Genomic DNA, 15,123 nt, shown 5'->3' with positions numbered 1-15,123 from the left:
CCATACGGAGACTCCCGCGGGAATAAACCGTGGAGCGAGACCCCGCAAGGCTTGCCGAGGAGGCTCGCAAGGTTCCCGCAGGACGCGGAGTATGGTTTTGGGAGCGACAGCCGGAGGGTCTATAATATTTTCTTAATGCACAGTTTATCCGTTTGGTGTGATAGTACTTCTCGCTTTTCAAACGTGTCAAGGGCATTTGTTTAAGAGCTTCTATTCGCTCTGCCAACTAGTTGAACTGTTTTTGTTTGTGGTTTCCTTTTTAATTCATAAATGATTGCTGTTTTTTCGGGTATACTTTAAGATAAGGATGTTTTTCTTTAAAATTTCGTAAAAAGAGTGACAAAAAAAGCAAAAGATCACGAATCCCTTTTCATGGTTACAGTTTTCAAGTACAATAAGAGGGGTATTTCTTGGCAATCTACATATGATGTCAAATTATTGAAATGATGTTTATTGACAAAGGAGGGTGAGAAAATGAAAGGAAGACCTCTAATTCCATTCGCCGTTATTGCGATTATCGGCTTATTATTAATTACAGTGCTTTCGTTTGTTGGTTTAAATCAACGTGAAGCAATGCAAGAAGATGCTGAAGGTAATGGTGGAGAAGAAGTAACAGAGTTTGATGATCCAGTTGCAGCTGGAGAAGAAATGGCTCAACAAAGCTGTATTGGCTGTCACGGTGGCGATCTTACAGGAGCAGGTGGTCCAGACTTAACAAATCTTGATTTATCTGAAGAAGAGATTGTTCATGTTATTATAAATGGACAAGGTGCGATGCCAGCAATGCCATTAGATGAAATCGAAGCAGATGCGATTGCTCAATACTTATTATCTTTAAATGAATAAAGAAAGGTGCGAGAGTTAAGAGGACTCTCGCTTTTTCTTTTGGTTTCCTTTTAACGGAGGGAAACGCTCAGTTGGGCACTGATTTTGCAAGGAGAAGTACTTGCAAGAGAGGAAACATCTAGATAAGATAAAACAATAGTCAAATTTAAAAATAAAGGTGAAAAAATGAACGAAAGACATTTATCAGAAAGATTATTAAAGGTAGCTGATTTTGTACCTGAAGGAGCAAACTTAGCAGATATTGGTTCGGATCATGCTTATCTGCCCACTTATTTAGCCTTACATGATGCTACATTAACAGCCATAGCTGGGGAAGTAAATGAAGGACCATACCAAAGTGCTGTGATGCAAGTGAAACGTTCAGAATTAACAGACCGAATTAAAGTCCGTAAAGGTGATGGACTTAATGTCATTGAAGTGGAAGACCAAATCAACGTCATATCAATTGCGGGAATGGGTGGAGCGTTGATTCAGACGATTTTAGAACAAGGTAAGGACAAGCTAGGGGCGGTTGAGCGATTAATTTTACAACCGAATGTTGGCGCGATTTTTATTAGAGAATGGCTAAGTCAAAATGGTTGGGTGTTAATTGATGAAGCGATTTTAGAAGAGGATGAGAAAATTTACGAAGTTCTCGTTGCCGAAAAAGGGACGGATCAATTTTTATATAAGGAACAAAGAGAAGCAAAGTTATTATTAGGTCCGTTTTTAATGAAGCAGTGCTCTGCCATCTTCAAAAAGAAATGGGGGCACGAGCTCAAACATTGGCAGCAAATATTAAAGAGATTAGAAACAGCAAAAGAAACGGAAAGTAATGAACAAAGAAAAAAAGAATTAGAGCAAAAAATATTAATCACAAAGGAGGCTTTATCATGAGTGATTATATTCATGCTTCACATTTAGTGCAATTTTTTGAGGAATGGGCACCAAAATCAATCGCGGTTGAAGGTGATAAAAATGGCTTGATGATTGGAACGTTAAATAAACGAATCCAAAAAGTGATGGTAACACTAGATGTTTTAGAAAGTGTCATTGATGAAGCAATTGAACAAAATGTCGATTTTATTTTCGCTCATCATCCATTATTATTTCGCCCATTAAAAAAGATTGATGTGAACACCGCCCATGGTCGAATTGTTGAGAAAGCCATTAAGCATGATATAACGATTTATGCGGCCCATACAAATCTTGATATTGTTAAAGGCGGAGTAAACGATATGATGGCCAATGCATTAAGGCTCATGGAAACAGAAGTGCTCGCACCGACACAATCAACCGAACTCGTTAAGGTTGTGGTATTTGTACCGGAGTCACATGCAAAACAAGTCCGGGAAGCAATGGCAACTGCAGGAGCAGGTCATATCGGCAATTATAGTCACTGTACCTTCAATTCTAAAGGTATTGGTACTTTTAAACCCGAAGAAGGAACAACTCCTTACATTGGCAATGTAAATGAGCTAGAAGAAGTTCCGGAAGTGAAGATAGAATCGATTATTCCAGCAAGTCTACAAGGTCGTGTCGTCCGTGCGATTATGAAAGCTCATCCTTACGAAGAGCCTGCTTTTGATCTGTATCCACTAAATAACAAAGGTGAGGTGTTAGGATTAGGTCGAATCGGTAAACTTGAGCAGGAGATGACATTAGCTAATTTTGCAGAATTTGTTAAGGAAGCTTTTGGGGTCAAAGGGGCCCGAGTTGTCGGTGATTTAACAGGAACCGTTCGGAAAGTCGCTGTACTTGGTGGTGATGGAAATAAATATTTACAAACAGCTTTATTTAAAGGGGCTGACGTCATTGTAACTGGCGATGTTTATTATCACATGGCCCATGATGTGATGATGGAAGGTTTAAAAATTGTCGACCCAGGTCACAATGTCGAAAAAATAATGATTAATGGAATGCATGAAGTTTTTACAAAGTTTTTAAAGGAACAAAGTGTTCAAACAGAAGTGGTACGATCAAAAGTTGATACAGATCCGTTTCAGTTTGTTTAATGTAGTGAATGAACAACCATCAGCTAATGAAGGAAATGATACTTAAAGTGAGTCGTGGTAAGGGACTTGCTTTAAGTTTTTTGTGTTTGAGTGGAGTGGAGGGGGTTAAGGTTAAACGGTGCAAATTAGTAATGAAAAACGGTGTTGGCAAGAATTAAGGGACGAATAACAGTGGATAAGTAATGAAATGTAGAGTAGAGGGAAAATTGGGTGCGAATAACGATTATTAAGTAATGAAAAATGAGGCTGGAAGGAATTAGGGTGCGAATAACACTTAATAAGTAATAAAAATGCAAATTAGCTCAAATTACAGTACAGATAATGCCAAATATCACCAAACGACAGCTGAATGACAACCAAATAAACAGCTAGGCACGATCAAAAATTTTCTCGTGCAAAAAACCTGCTAATGCATTTAAGCAATAACAGGTTTTAGTGAAACTAGTTATTATTTTTTTACGCGGACTTTTGGTAAGATTTTTTCAAGTTTGACTTGACCTTCCGTCTTCCAAGTGTCTTCGTTTGTGGCATCATAGCCTTCTAAAAATTTAATAACTTCTCTTGTGATCGGTGTTGGTGTTGATGCTCCAGATGTTACGCCAACTGTTTCAACACCTTTTAACCATTCTAACTTTAACTCGGTAATATCGCCGATTCGGTATGCGGTTGTACCAGCAATTTGCTCGGATACTTGGGCAAGTCGATTAGAGTTATTACTTTTTGGATCACCTACAACAATGACAAGATCACATTCTTTTGCTTGTTCAGCAACAGCTTCTTGCCTTACTTGAGTGGCTAAACATATTTCGTTGTGTATCTGTGCGTGAGGGAAACGTTTCATTGTTTTATTCATAATATCTGAAACATCCCATTGACTCATCGTTGTTTGGTTCGTAATAATGATTTTTTCTGAATCAAGTTCTAATTCATCCACATCTTCTAATGATTCAACTAAATGAACAGAATGTGGAGCAACTCCAATGGCTCCTTCTGGCTCAGGATGCCCCTTTTTTCCGACATAAATGACGTGGTAGCCTTCACCTGTTTTCTCACGAATTAAATCATGTGTACGTGTTACATCAGGACAAGTGGCGTCAACAACAGTTAACCCTTTTTCTTGAGCAAGTTTCCGAACTTCTGGTGATACTCCATGAGCTGTAAAGATGACGGTACCTTTATCAACTTGTTGTAAAATCTCTAAACGATTTGAACCGTCTAAAGAATAAATTCCATCGTTTTCAAAAGCATCTGTAACGTGCTGATTGTGAACGATCATCCCTAAAATATAAATTGGACGTGGTAAATCTAAATTTTGGGCTGCTTGACGAGCGAGCACCATCGCATCAACGACCCCATAACAATAGCCACGGGGTGAAATTTTTACTACATTCATGACATGCCTCCTAAAAAATGAGAGCTCCTGTCCCTAAGTAAAATGAAGGAACAGGATTTGTCTGTTTCGTCCTATATTATAATAGAGATTGTTCGCTGTGACAATGAAAATGCCTGTTTTGTAAGAAAGGGAATTGCATAAAAATTAAAAAAATTATGCGGAGCCCTCATCTAAAAGAGATTGATCGATAAACTCATACGCCTGTTCCTCGGTCATATCATTCATTAAGACAAGTTCGCTTGCAATCATTTGTTTGGCTTTTTGTAAATGATTTCGATCTTGAATATGAAGTCCGTTTGAACGTTCGGTTTGTTTTTTGGAAAGAGAAGAAATTAAATGGGCCGCATCGATAATACTGCCGCTCTTTAATAAGTTCTCTGTATCTCGAGAGAAATGGCTTGTTGATAGTGGATTTTCAGGTCCGTTTTGTAAAGCCTCAACTAAATGATCTAGTTCCTGTTGAGCGATGACTTTACGTAAACCAGACTGTTCAATCCGGTTCTCAGGTAACATGAGCTTTACGTCCACAAGAGGGAAGTGGAGAATATAATAAGAGTGAGTTTCACCTAATACATTCTTTTCTTCAATGTCCTCAATTGTACCAGCACCATGATAAGGATAAACAACGTGATCACCGACTTTAAACATAGGCATTCCTCCAATTCCTGTAATATTTTCATTATAGCACAAAAAAAATCAAAATAAAAATTTTACTATCTGAATGCTTATGTGTCAACTAAAAAGTATTACTTTTGTTAAACATATAATTTAGGCAAGGGAATTCCTTCCTTAGCTGTGTTGCTAAATCTAGGTTTTGTTACGGGTGCATTTCCATTTGTTTCTTGAGAAGCTGTGGTTAATAGCTGTGAGGGTAAAGGGGCGACGCTTTCTGTAAAGGCATCATTTCCTCCGATACCTGCTGGGGTTGGAGAGGGTGTCACGTTATTGTTCGTTATTGTTGAAAGGTCAATGGTTGATCCTGCTGCTTGGTTTGCGAAAGCGGCTAATTCACTGTCACTAGAGCGCATAATCCTCCACATCGCTGGAAGGTTACGAATGATCGGCCCATATTGACGGACCATGGGCATCACTTGTTGGGTTAGCCCTAGGACACGTTGAGAATTATCAAGTATAGTAGAAAATTTAATTGAACTTCCAGCCGCCTTGCCAAGGCCACTCGCTAAGCCTCCACTTGCTGCTTTCGTTCCACCACCCAATCCAAATAGTCTTGCTAACAATCCTCCTCCTGCTCGCCCAGCTCCTGCGCTAGACATTCCAGCCATTCCTTGTGCAAATCCTCCGCCTCCTAACATAGGGCCACCCATTCCTGCACCGGGAAACATCATCGGCGTATGCATAGGCATTTGTGAGAAGGCCGACATTGGCAAGGTAGACTGAATCGGGATCGATGTTAAAGGAGGTCCGATAAATCTATCCAATTGATTCACCTCATTTTACTAAATACACTTTTCCTTATTATTATTAGTATGTCAAACGTGGAAAGAAGTGCTTAACTTTTTTTGTTCTGAAGATTATTCGCTTTTTATTAGAGAAGTATGATAAAATAATCTATTGCAAAGTAGAAACGGATGAAAGTAGGAAAAAAGATGAAATCAAATAATTTTAAGCGCTTTGATTTAAAGCCATATTTAATAGAATCGCTTGATGAGCAAAATATTTTAATGCCAACAGAAATTCAGGAGCGTTTAATTCCTGCGATTTATAATGGACATGATGTGATCGGACAATCGCAAACTGGAACAGGGAAAACATTAGCTTTTTTACTGCCATTGTTAAATAGACTGGATGAATCAAAGGATGAAGTCCAAGCTGTTATTACGGCACCTACAAGGGAGCTCGCTAGCCAGCTTTTTGAGGAATTAAAAAAGTTAATTGATCATTCTCCAGAATCAGCAAGTGTGAAAGCAAAGCTACTTGTCGGAGGAACTGACAAACAGCGGGCGATGGATGGGTTAAAACAACAGCCACAAATTGTGGTCGGTACACCAGGACGTATTGCTGACTTAATGAATGAAAATGCTTTAAATGTTTATACAGGCACCGTTTTAATTGTGGACGAAGCCGATCAAATGCTGGATATGGGTTTTATTGAAGATGTCGATAAAGTTGCTTCAAGAATGGCAGCGAAGTTACAGATGCTTGTATTCTCAGCGACGATCCCAGAGAAATTAAAGCCCTTTTTGAATAAATATATGGACAACCCTAGACATGTGCAGGTAGAACCAAAGCATGTGACTGCAACGACAATTGAGCATCGGATTGTAGCCTTAAGACATCGTGATAAACTTTCTTTTGTAGCAGAATTAGCAGAATCGTTTAATCCTTATTTTGCGATTGTTTTCACAAGTACAAAGGAAGAAGCGGATGAAGTAACAAATGCAATGATTTCAGCTGGGCTTAATGTAGGACGTTTGCACGGAGGGTTACAGCCACGTGAACGTAAACAAGTGATGAGACAAGTGAATGACTTGAAATTTCAGTACCTTGTCGCAACTGATTTAGCAGCACGAGGGATTGATATTAAAGGTGTCAGTCATATTATTAATTACTCTTTACCAAACGACCTTGATTTTTATATTCATCGTGTGGGTCGGACAGGTCGTGCAGGGGCAGAAGGTATTGCCTACACGATTTATGATCTAGCTGATCAACAAGCTGTTGAAAAATTAATTGGAAAAGGAATCACTTTTACCTATTATGATTTCAAAAAAGGTGAATGGACAAAGCTTGATAAACCACCTTTAGGTGTGCCAGGGAAACGGGCTCCTAAGCGTAAAGGTCCAGAAACGGAAACATCGCAGAAAAGAAAAGAGAAGAAAACGGTAGTCAACACAGGCGGAAAAGCAAAAGCAAAACCGAAAAAAGTAAAACCAGCCTATAAGAAAAAAGCTCGTTTTAAAAAGGAAAAAGAAGATCAGCGTCAAAGAAGAATTTCAAAGAAAAAGAAATAAGCGAGTGATTTAGAAGGAGAGATAGAGATGACGATAAAGTTAGGTTCTCATGTATCGATGAATGGTAAAAAAATGCTACTTGGAGCTAGTGAAGAAGCGTTATCCTATGGAGCAAATACATTTATGATTTATACGGGTGCTCCGCAAAATACACGTCGTAAACCGATTGAGGAATTAAATATAGAGGCCGGCCTTGCTCATATGCAAGAGCATGGCATGTCCGATATCGTCGTCCATGCCCCGTACATTATTAATATCGGCAACTCTGTCAAACCTGAAACATTTGAGTTAGGAGTAAACTTCCTTCGTTCAGAAATTGAACGCACCGAGGCATTGGGCTCAAAGCAAATCGTGCTTCATCCTGGGGCACATGTTCAAGCTGGAGTAGATGCAGGAATTGATAAAATTATTGAAGGCTTAAATGAAGTGTTAACAGAGGGTGGTCCTGTACAAATCGCTTTAGAGACGATGGCAGGGAAAGGTTCGGAATGTGGGCGGAGTTTTGAAGAATTAGCTCGTATTTTTGATGGAGTAAAAAGAAATGATCGTTTGTCGGTATGTTTTGATACTTGTCATACTCATGATGCAGGCTATACAATTAGTGAAGATTTTGATAGTGTTTTGAACGAATTTGATAAAATCATTGGAGTCGATCGAATAAAAGTGCTTCATATTAATGATAGTAAAAATGTTCAAGGAGCGGCAAAAGATCGCCATGAAAACATCGGTTTCGGTCATATTGGTTTTGATGCCCTTCACAAAATTGTTCATCACCCACAATTAACAGATGTACCAAAAATTTTAGAGACGCCTTTTGTTGGTGAGGATAAGAAAAATAAAAAAGCACCTTATAAATTTGAAATTGAAATGTTACGTGCTGGAAAATTTGATGAAGATTTTCGAAATAAAATGTTTCAATAAACAATAAAAAGGGTAAAGCTACTGGGTGTTCTCAGTAGCTTTTTTTGATTTCCAAAATGGAACGAGTAGAATGCCCACAAAACGCGTAGGGTATTATAGGTATTGATTAAATTGTTGCATAAGTTGTTGGACGACATTCGAGACATAGGGATCGACTTCGGTTTGCAGACGGTTAAGTATTCGGTGGATTTGCTCAGTGTTTGCAACATTAATTTTTTCTGTACGGAGAATTTGAATGACTTTGTTGGCTTGTTGTTCGTTCAAAGGGATTTGATATTGCTCGGATAATTGAAGAAGTTCCGTGCTACTTAATGAATTAACCTTATGATTAACAAGTTGTTGCATAATCGGATTCATGCTAATACATCCTCCTCTTTAAAAAACAAGATGTTTTATTATATGACGTGAAAATAAAAATGTGAATAAAAAAAGGATATCATTCTATTTATCTCGAATAGTTCAGAATGAGAAGAAATTGCCAATTTATTTTAATTTTTTTAGTGTGACATATTTTTATAAATCCAGGAAGAAGAGATTAAGGGGAGAGGCCTCTTTATGGAAAATCAACATATGTATAGTCAAGTTGCCCCTAAAGGCAGTAACCGAGCGGTGGATGAACCAACATCAGAGAAATACCCATACCCTCCACATGAAATCTGGGAAATGGACAAAACCGACAACTTGTTGTATATAGAAGAAATTGGGGTACCATTTATAAAAGTTGACACTCAATATCATATAAAGAAGTGGAACCAAATGTTTTTGGATGTCGTTGATGTGACAAAATCCGAATTAATTTATGAGCGACTTGATCATTTGGCTGACCAATCGTTTGTCATGGAGCGAATTTTTGACTTAATGAATCAATCTTTACGGACGGGAAAAGTAGAGTTGACGACCTTTGAGGATAAAGAATCGCTCATTCATTTGCGTGCCTTGCCACTTTCGGAAGCAAATGCTATTTATATTTTGTTAGAAGATCGTTCTTTACAAAAACAATTTGAGAACTTATTAACTTTTCATCATCAAATGGAGGCTGTGTCACATATTGCAGCAGGTGTGGCTCATGAATTGAGAAATCCACTTTCTGTGATTAAAGGATTTTTTCAATTAGCTCAATTAACAAATGAATATCAGAAATATTATGATACAATTTTAGCTGAATTAAATCGTATGAATGTCATTATCGAGGATTTTTTATCGGTATCACGCAGGAAAATGGAACGCAAACTTCAATCACCCATGCACATTATGAAGTCTTTAGTCGAAATTATGAAAGCCGAATGTCTGTTACACAATGTGGAGTTTTCGATGCATTTAAAAGAAACATCTCAATTCATTAATGTCAATGAATCAATTATTAAACAAATTATGTTAAATTTGCTCCGAAATTCAATTGAAGCATTTGGGAAGTCGAATAATAATCGGACATTTGAGATTAGAACGTTAATTGAAAATGGTCATTACATCATATTTGTTAAGGATAACGGAAAGGGTATGCCAAAAGAAGTGTTGCAACAATTAGGAAAGCCTTTTTTTACAACTAAAGAAACAGGCACGGGTATTGGAATACCGTTATGTAAAAAAATGATTGAACACCACGGCGGTAGCTTTAAAATTGAAAGTACTTTTAATGTTGGGACGACCGTGATTTTAACGATTCCATTGATTGAGCACTAATCTTTTTTGTTTAAACACCTAAACAATATTTGCCGAAGAGACATGTTGAGCTTTTCGGCTTATTTGTATAGATTCTATAATTAACCAAATAAAAGGAAGGCTTCACATATTAAGAGAAAAATTCCCACTGAAAATTGAGATATTAAGAGCATATGGAAGGAAACGGAGGGGATTTGTTTAGAAAAGATTTGTTTGTTTTGCTTAGAACCTAAATATCAATCGATTATCTTAGAAAAAGCCGATATTAACGGTTGAGAAAGAACTAGTCTTTTTGTATGATAAGTAGCGTTATATGAATAAATACCTGCTTTAATTGGAGGAGATTTTTTTTGAAATTAAAAATAGTAATTGGCTCAACGCTATTATTTATAGTGATAATCGGATTTTTCGTTGTTCAAAATAAACAACTTAAAGATAGAATATATCAAGCAGAAGTAAAAAAAGAAGAATTACAAATGGAACAAGAAATGGCTGAAATGAGGCAGTATTTTGCCACTCAACCAGTGGAATCAAACATTGTGCTCGATTACCACTCTTGGGTACAGTCAAAAGAATTAGCGGAGCAATTTTATGAAGATAGTGATGGGAAATTTGAAATGGAATGGGGTTTATTTTTAGGGGAAGTGGCCCAGCAAAAAGAAATTGACCCTTATATTGTGTACGAGCTTTTACGTACAGAGACAGGTGATACGTTTGATCCAAATTTAGTTGGCCCTGAAACGAAATATGGAAGAGCTTATGGTATGGCACAGTTTATGAAAAATACAGCTCCTTGGATTGCGGAGATGGCAGGACTTGAATATAAAGATGAATTATTATTTGATCCGTTATTTTCGATACAATTATCGATTGAATATTTAAGCTTTTTATATGACCGTTATGAAAACTGGGACTATGCGTTAACTGCTTATCATCGCGGAATGTATGGATTAGAGGCTTATATTAAAGAAAATGGTCATGCTGAAAGTTGGTATGCCGTTGAAATTCAAGATAATGCCAATCAATTTGAGCAAGTCGTCTTTAATGATTAACCTATTTGTGGTAGTATGACATGAACTTAATCTCAGCTTACACAATCTTTTAGGGAATCATTGAGAGAATAGACCGCAAAAGGTTAATCCTTTTGTGGTTTTTTGTGCGGTTTTAACAAAAAATAAATTTATTTAGTTGGAATGGGCGTTTAGATCCATTATAATATATAGGGATTGTAAATCGGAATCATTCTTAAAGGTAATCTAATGAGGAGGCTTTTTAGTGAGTCAGAAAAAAACGGAAGTATATGCCCCGATTGATATAGAATCTGTTTCATTTCGTTATGGACAACAAAATGTTTTAGAAAATATCTCAATGAAAATTGAAAAAGGCTCATTTTTAGGTCTTGTTGGCCCGAATGGGTCTGGTAAATCAACTTTAATTAAAATTATTTTAGGTTTGTTAAAACCACAAAATGGGAAAGTACGGTTGTTTGGAGAAAGAATTGAAAAATTTCAACAATGGGATAAAATTGGCTTTGTTTCGCAAAAAGCGAATAGTTTTAATAGTGGGTTCCCAGCTACTGTATTTGAAGTTGTATCGATGGGGTTATTTGGAAAAATAGGCTTGTTTCGGTTTTTAAATAAACACCATAAAAGAAAAGTAGTCGAAGCGATTACGAGCGTAGGCATGGAAAAATATATCCACCAAAATATTGGTCAACTTTCTGGTGGGCAACAGCAGCGTGTTTTTATCGCACGTGCACTAGTAAGTGATCCAGAATTGCTGATTTTAGATGAACCAACAGTTGGGGTTGATGTTCAAAGTGTTCAGCAGTTTTATACGATGTTAAAGAAATTAAATCAAGAGAAGGATATGACACTTTTACTTATCACTCATGATATGGGAGCAATGACAGATTATGTGACAGATGTTGCTTGTTTAAATAAAACCCTCCATTTTCATGGGAATTCGAATGAGTTTGTCTCCAATCCTGATTTATCAAGTATTTATGGTCATGATGTTCATATGATTACTCATAACCACGGGGGACATTAAGATGTTAGAAGCTTTTTTGCGGTATGAGTTTTTACAAAATGCATTACTGGCTGGAATCATGGTCGGTTTTTTAGCGCCAATATTAGGTGTTTTTCTCGTAGTTCGTAGGTTATCCTTAATCGCGGATGCCCTATCACATATAACGTTGTCAGGGATTGCGGCTAGTTTACTTTTAGGAAATTATTTTGCTTTTTTTCAAATGTTAAACCCGCTTTATATGGGGATGGCTTTTTCGGTTGGTGGGGCTTTATTAATTGAGAAGCTCCGTTCTGCGTACGTCTCTTATAAGGAAGTAGCGATACCAATTATTCTATCTGCCGGTATAGGACTTGGTGTATTATTTATTTCATTAGCGGATGGTTTTAATAATGATTTATTTAATTATCTTTTTGGCAGTGTGATTGCCGTTAGTCGTTCAGATGTTTGGACGATTCTGTTCATTTCTATTATTGTTTTGATTGTCCTTATTTTATTTTATAAAGAATTATTCTTTTTGTCTTTTGATGAGGAACAAGCTGTTGTTAGTGGTTTGAATCGTCGTTTTTTTCACATTTTATTTATTATCATTGTTGCCTTAGTGATAGCCGTTTCGATGAGGGTCGTTGGAATTTTACTTGTGTCCTCGCTAATGACCTTACCGGTAGCTGCTGCCATGAGGTTTGCGAGAGGGTTTAAACAGATGTTTGTTTATTCGGTTATTTTTTCGCAAATCTCGGTTATTGGAGGGTTAATGCTTGCTTTTCAACTAGACTTAGCACCTGGAGGGACGATTGTTTTGATCGCTGTCTTTATTTTTCTGATCTCCGTTTTTATTCATAAGTTTAGATTAGGAAAAGGTGTACAAGGGAAAATGGTAAGAGGTGTTTGAGTTAGCGTCAAATGATGAATCAAGAAATGGTTTAAATTAAGAACAAACATTGATAAGATAATGTTTATAGGAGTCAAAAAAATGGAATGGATTTATCAATTAAATTTTATAGAACGAGGTGTAATCGCAGGAGTTATTATCGCCTTAATTTGCCCGATCATTGGAGCTTTTTTGTTAGTGAGAAGAGTTTCGATTATATCGGAGTCATTATCTCATATTACATTAACAGGAATTTCGGCAGGCGCACTCCTTGGTGGGACATCGATTTGGTTTGCTGATTTAAACCCAATGTATATGGGGGTCGTTTTTGCTTTAGTCGGTTCTTTATTAATTGAAAAACTTAGGCAGGTTTATCCCCATTTTCAGGAGTTAGCCATTCCAATTATCTTGTCTTCGGGGATAGGGTTAAGTGCCATTTTTATAAGTTTATCAACAAATAGCACTCAAGAATGGTATGCTTACTTATTTGGGAGCATTGTGAGTGTAACAGCAGCTGACTTACATTTTATAATTTTAGCAGCTATGAGCATTTTATTAATTGTTGTGCTATTTTACAAGGAATTTATTTCGATCTCTTTTGATTTAGAGCACGCGAAAGTATCAGGTGTTTCTGTAAAGTTAAGTAATTTTATTTTTTCGGTACTTGTAGCCTTAGTGATTTCCATTTCGATGAAGGTTGTTGGAATTTTACTCGTAGGGGCTTTGATTGTCATACCAGTTGCAACAAGTATTCAATTTACTAAAAGCTTCAAACAATTGATGGCTTACGGTATTTTATTTGCTCAGGCAGCGGTATTCTCAGGTATTTATTTTGCTTATCATTTCCAATTGGCGACAGGTGGTACAATTGTCGTTAGTGCTTTAGTGATATTATTAGTAGTACTCTTTATAACGAAACAAAAAAGTGCTGTTAAGGTGCATCGGTGATTGAGCTAGGAGGGATTTAATTGGATATTAATGAAGCGATGAATCGTTTGAAGGAAAAGGGATATAAGCATACAGGTAAAAGGGAAGAGATGCTTCGCTTGTTTTCAGATGAAAAGCGTTATATTTCGGCAAAAGATGTTTTAGAGGCAATGAATGATTATTATCCAGGGTTAAGTTTTGACACCATTTATCGGAATTTATCTCTTTTTACGGATTTAGATATATTGGAAACGACAGAATTAGAAGGAGAAAAACGTTTCCGATTTCGTTGCTCGACCCAGCATCATCATCATCACTTAATTTGTTTGGATTGTGGTAAAACGGCCCATATACAAAATTGTCCAATGGATGGACTTCAGCTCCAGGCACAGGCTCCGTTTTCTGATTTTGAAGTAACTGGTCATAAATTTGAGATTTATGGAAAATGTGGGCAGTGTCAGCAGTAGCTAGCTTAATAAGTGAAAGTAAAAACGGAAGGACTAAGGTTATGTTCATGACCTCAGCCTTCCGTTTTATCATTTCCCGACAGAAGACTCCCTCTTCAATCGTGTGAAGGGAGAAGCCCAACGATAAGGGGGAGATGAATGGCGGTTGGCGGTAGCCAAAGAGATTCTTGTTAGGGTATAATAAGAACATATATTCCTATTGGGGGGTGAAAACAATGCTCATCAACAAAGCGTACAAATTTCGTCTCTATCCAAGCAAAGAACAGGAAATCTTCATTGCTAAAACCATCGGCTGTTCTCGTTTTGTCTTTAATCGCTTTTTAGGGCAATGGAACGATACCTACCAAGAAACAGGCAAAGGATTAACTTACAATGCTTGTTCGGCTGAATTAACGCAACTAAAAAAGGAATTCGTATGGCTAAAAGAAGTGGACAGCATTGCCCTTCAATCCTCCCTGAAAAAACCTTGCTGATTCCTATACTCGATTCTTCAAGAAACAAAATAAAGCGCCACGCTTCAAGTCTAAAAAGAATCCGGTACAATCCTACACCACGAAAGAAACAAATAGCAACATTGCCATAGTAGACAACAAAATTAAATTGCCGAAACTGGGTCTTGTTCGCTTGGCCAAAAGTCGTGAGGTTGAAGGACGTATTTTGAGCGCTACAGTCAGACGAAATCCAAGCGGAACGTTCTTTGTATCCATTGTAGTCAAAACAGACGTACAGCCCTTGAAGAAAACGGAATCATCTATCGGTATAGATTTAGGCATCAAGGATTTTGCGGTTTTTTCGGATGGTCACAAGATGGACAATCATACGTTCACAGCCAAAATGGAAAAGAAATTAAGACGTGAGCAACGAAAACTTTCAAGACGTGCGTTAAATGCTAAAAACAATGGTATGAACCTTCTTGATGCCAAAAACTATCAGAAACAAAAACGTAGAGTTGCTAGATTACACGAAAGAGTAATGAACCAACGTGACGATTTCCTTCACAAACTAAGTACAGACCTCATCAAAAACCACGATGTTATCTGTATCG

General features: G+C 37.2%; 15 protein-coding genes and 1 pseudogene. 12 read left to right on the top strand and 4 right to left on the bottom strand.

Features of this window, described 5'->3' with window-relative positions; all coding sequences use genetic code 11:
• The first annotated feature begins 474 nt into the window (after nucleotides 1–474).
• The 3 genes from cccA to BALCAV_RS18105 all read left to right on the top strand — a co-directional run bounded on the left by cccA (nucleotide 475) and on the right by BALCAV_RS18105 (nucleotide 2,840).
• Nucleotides 475–846: a cytochrome c550 gene (gene cccA / locus BALCAV_RS18115; RefSeq protein WP_003323407.1), complete on the top strand. Its 372-nt coding sequence runs from the start codon at nucleotides 475–477 to the stop codon at nucleotides 844–846.
• A 165-nt stretch (nucleotides 847–1,011) separates the two neighbouring features.
• Nucleotides 1,012–1,722, top strand: a complete 711-nt coding sequence (locus BALCAV_RS18110; RefSeq protein ID WP_003323408.1) for a tRNA (adenine(22)-N(1))-methyltransferase — start codon at nucleotides 1,012–1,014, stop codon at nucleotides 1,720–1,722.
• Nucleotides 1,719–2,840 (top strand): Nif3-like dinuclear metal center hexameric protein, encoded by a 1,122-nt coding sequence (locus BALCAV_RS18105; RefSeq protein WP_003323410.1) that lies wholly within the window; start codon nucleotides 1,719–1,721, stop codon nucleotides 2,838–2,840. The genes BALCAV_RS18110 and BALCAV_RS18105 overlap by 4 nt, the downstream gene beginning before the upstream one ends.
• A gap of 448 nt (nucleotides 2,841–3,288) precedes the next feature.
• Here the strand turns inward: BALCAV_RS18105 and BALCAV_RS18100 are convergent, their stop codons facing one another.
• The 3 genes from BALCAV_RS18100 to vrrA form a co-directional block, all read right to left on the bottom strand.
• Nucleotides 3,289–4,233 carry a 4-hydroxy-3-methylbut-2-enyl diphosphate reductase gene (locus BALCAV_RS18100; protein WP_003323411.1) on the bottom strand — a complete coding sequence of 315 codons (945 nt, stop codon included), beginning with the start codon at nucleotides 4,231–4,233 and terminating at the stop codon, nucleotides 3,289–3,291.
• Between the two features lie 153 nt (nucleotides 4,234–4,386).
• A complete protein-coding gene (locus BALCAV_RS18095; RefSeq protein ID WP_003323412.1) occupies nucleotides 4,387–4,881 on the bottom strand; it encodes a CarD family transcriptional regulator in 495 nt (164 codons plus the stop codon).
• Nucleotides 4,882–4,988: 107 nt separating this feature from the next.
• Entirely contained in the window at nucleotides 4,989–5,672 is a 684-nt protein-coding gene (vrrA, locus tag BALCAV_RS21325; protein WP_003323413.1) for a VrrA/YqfQ family protein, read from the bottom strand.
• A 168-nt stretch (nucleotides 5,673–5,840) separates the two neighbouring features.
• Between vrrA and BALCAV_RS18085 the strand changes: the two genes are divergently transcribed.
• Together BALCAV_RS18085 and BALCAV_RS18080 are read left to right on the top strand one after the other, a co-directional pair.
• The gene (locus BALCAV_RS18085) at nucleotides 5,841–7,205 is read left to right on the top strand and encodes a DEAD/DEAH box helicase (RefSeq protein WP_003323414.1); all 1,365 of its coding nucleotides are present in this window, start codon (nucleotides 5,841–5,843) and stop codon (nucleotides 7,203–7,205) included.
• Nucleotides 7,206–7,232: 27 nt separating this feature from the next.
• Complete coding sequence (locus BALCAV_RS18080; RefSeq protein WP_003323415.1) at nucleotides 7,233–8,126, top strand: deoxyribonuclease IV; 894 nt, start codon at nucleotides 7,233–7,235, stop codon at nucleotides 8,124–8,126.
• A gap of 93 nt (nucleotides 8,127–8,219) precedes the next feature.
• Here BALCAV_RS18080 and BALCAV_RS18075 read toward each other — a convergent pair whose 3' ends face one another.
• Nucleotides 8,220–8,483: a DUF2624 family protein gene (locus BALCAV_RS18075; protein ID WP_003323416.1), complete on the bottom strand. Its 264-nt coding sequence runs from the start codon at nucleotides 8,481–8,483 to the stop codon at nucleotides 8,220–8,222.
• Nucleotides 8,484–8,681: 198 nt separating this feature from the next.
• Here BALCAV_RS18075 and BALCAV_RS18070 point away from each other — a divergent pair, with 198 nt between their 5' ends.
• The 7 genes and pseudogenes from BALCAV_RS18070 to BALCAV_RS18040 form a co-directional block, all read left to right on the top strand.
• Nucleotides 8,682–9,806, top strand: a complete 1,125-nt coding sequence (locus BALCAV_RS18070; protein WP_003323417.1) for a sensor histidine kinase — start codon at nucleotides 8,682–8,684, stop codon at nucleotides 9,804–9,806.
• Nucleotides 9,807–10,135: 329 nt separating this feature from the next.
• Nucleotides 10,136–10,837, top strand: coding sequence for a lytic transglycosylase domain-containing protein (locus tag BALCAV_RS18065; RefSeq protein ID WP_003323418.1), 702 nt, complete (start codon nucleotides 10,136–10,138; stop codon nucleotides 10,835–10,837).
• A 223-nt stretch (nucleotides 10,838–11,060) separates the two neighbouring features.
• Nucleotides 11,061–11,837: a metal ABC transporter ATP-binding protein gene (locus tag BALCAV_RS18060; RefSeq protein ID WP_003323420.1), complete on the top strand. Its 777-nt coding sequence runs from the start codon at nucleotides 11,061–11,063 to the stop codon at nucleotides 11,835–11,837.
• A gap of 1 nt (nucleotide 11,838) precedes the next feature.
• Entirely contained in the window at nucleotides 11,839–12,705 is an 867-nt protein-coding gene (locus BALCAV_RS18055) for a metal ABC transporter permease (RefSeq protein WP_003323421.1), read from the top strand.
• A gap of 81 nt (nucleotides 12,706–12,786) precedes the next feature.
• The gene (locus BALCAV_RS18050) at nucleotides 12,787–13,632 is read left to right on the top strand and encodes a metal ABC transporter permease (RefSeq protein WP_003323422.1); all 846 of its coding nucleotides are present in this window, start codon (nucleotides 12,787–12,789) and stop codon (nucleotides 13,630–13,632) included.
• A gap of 20 nt (nucleotides 13,633–13,652) precedes the next feature.
• Entirely contained in the window at nucleotides 13,653–14,078 is a 426-nt protein-coding gene (locus BALCAV_RS18045; protein ID WP_003323423.1) for a Fur family transcriptional regulator, read from the top strand.
• 215 nt (nucleotides 14,079–14,293) lie between these two features.
• Nucleotides 14,294–15,123: pseudogene (locus BALCAV_RS18040) on the top strand (RNA-guided endonuclease TnpB family protein); the annotation flags it as partial.

It is taken from the genome of Alkalihalobacillus alcalophilus ATCC 27647 = CGMCC 1.3604 (genome assembly GCF_000292245.2).
GTDB lineage: Bacteria > Bacillota > Bacilli > Bacillales > Bacillaceae_D > Alkalihalobacillus > Alkalihalobacillus alcalophilus.
Note: the sequence above shows the minus strand (reverse complement) of the source record. Positions and strands in the feature narration are given on the sequence as shown.

Excerpts from the sequence above, each read along its gene's own strand:
- cccA (WP_003323407.1), top strand. The coding sequence starts at position 475 with ATGAAAGGAAGACCTCTAATTCCATTCGCCGTTATTGCGATTATCGGC.
- BALCAV_RS18110 (WP_003323408.1), top strand. The coding sequence starts at position 1,012 with ATGAACGAAAGACATTTATCAGAAAGATTATTAAAGGTAGCTGATTTT.
- BALCAV_RS18105 (WP_003323410.1), top strand. The coding sequence starts at position 1,719 with ATGAGTGATTATATTCATGCTTCACATTTAGTGCAATTTTTTGAGGAA.
- BALCAV_RS18100 (WP_003323411.1), bottom strand. The coding sequence starts at position 4,233 with ATGAATGTAGTAAAAATTTCACCCCGTGGCTATTGTTATGGGGTCGTT.
- BALCAV_RS18095 (WP_003323412.1), bottom strand. The coding sequence starts at position 4,881 with ATGTTTAAAGTCGGTGATCACGTTGTTTATCCTTATCATGGTGCTGGT.
- BALCAV_RS18085 (WP_003323414.1), top strand. The coding sequence starts at position 5,841 with ATGAAATCAAATAATTTTAAGCGCTTTGATTTAAAGCCATATTTAATA.
- BALCAV_RS18080 (WP_003323415.1), top strand. The coding sequence starts at position 7,233 with ATGACGATAAAGTTAGGTTCTCATGTATCGATGAATGGTAAAAAAATG.
- BALCAV_RS18075 (WP_003323416.1), bottom strand. The coding sequence starts at position 8,483 with ATGAATCCGATTATGCAACAACTTGTTAATCATAAGGTTAATTCATTA.
- BALCAV_RS18070 (WP_003323417.1), top strand. The coding sequence starts at position 8,682 with ATGGAAAATCAACATATGTATAGTCAAGTTGCCCCTAAAGGCAGTAAC.
- BALCAV_RS18055 (WP_003323421.1), top strand. The coding sequence starts at position 11,839 with ATGTTAGAAGCTTTTTTGCGGTATGAGTTTTTACAAAATGCATTACTG.
- BALCAV_RS18050 (WP_003323422.1), top strand. The coding sequence starts at position 12,787 with ATGGAATGGATTTATCAATTAAATTTTATAGAACGAGGTGTAATCGCA.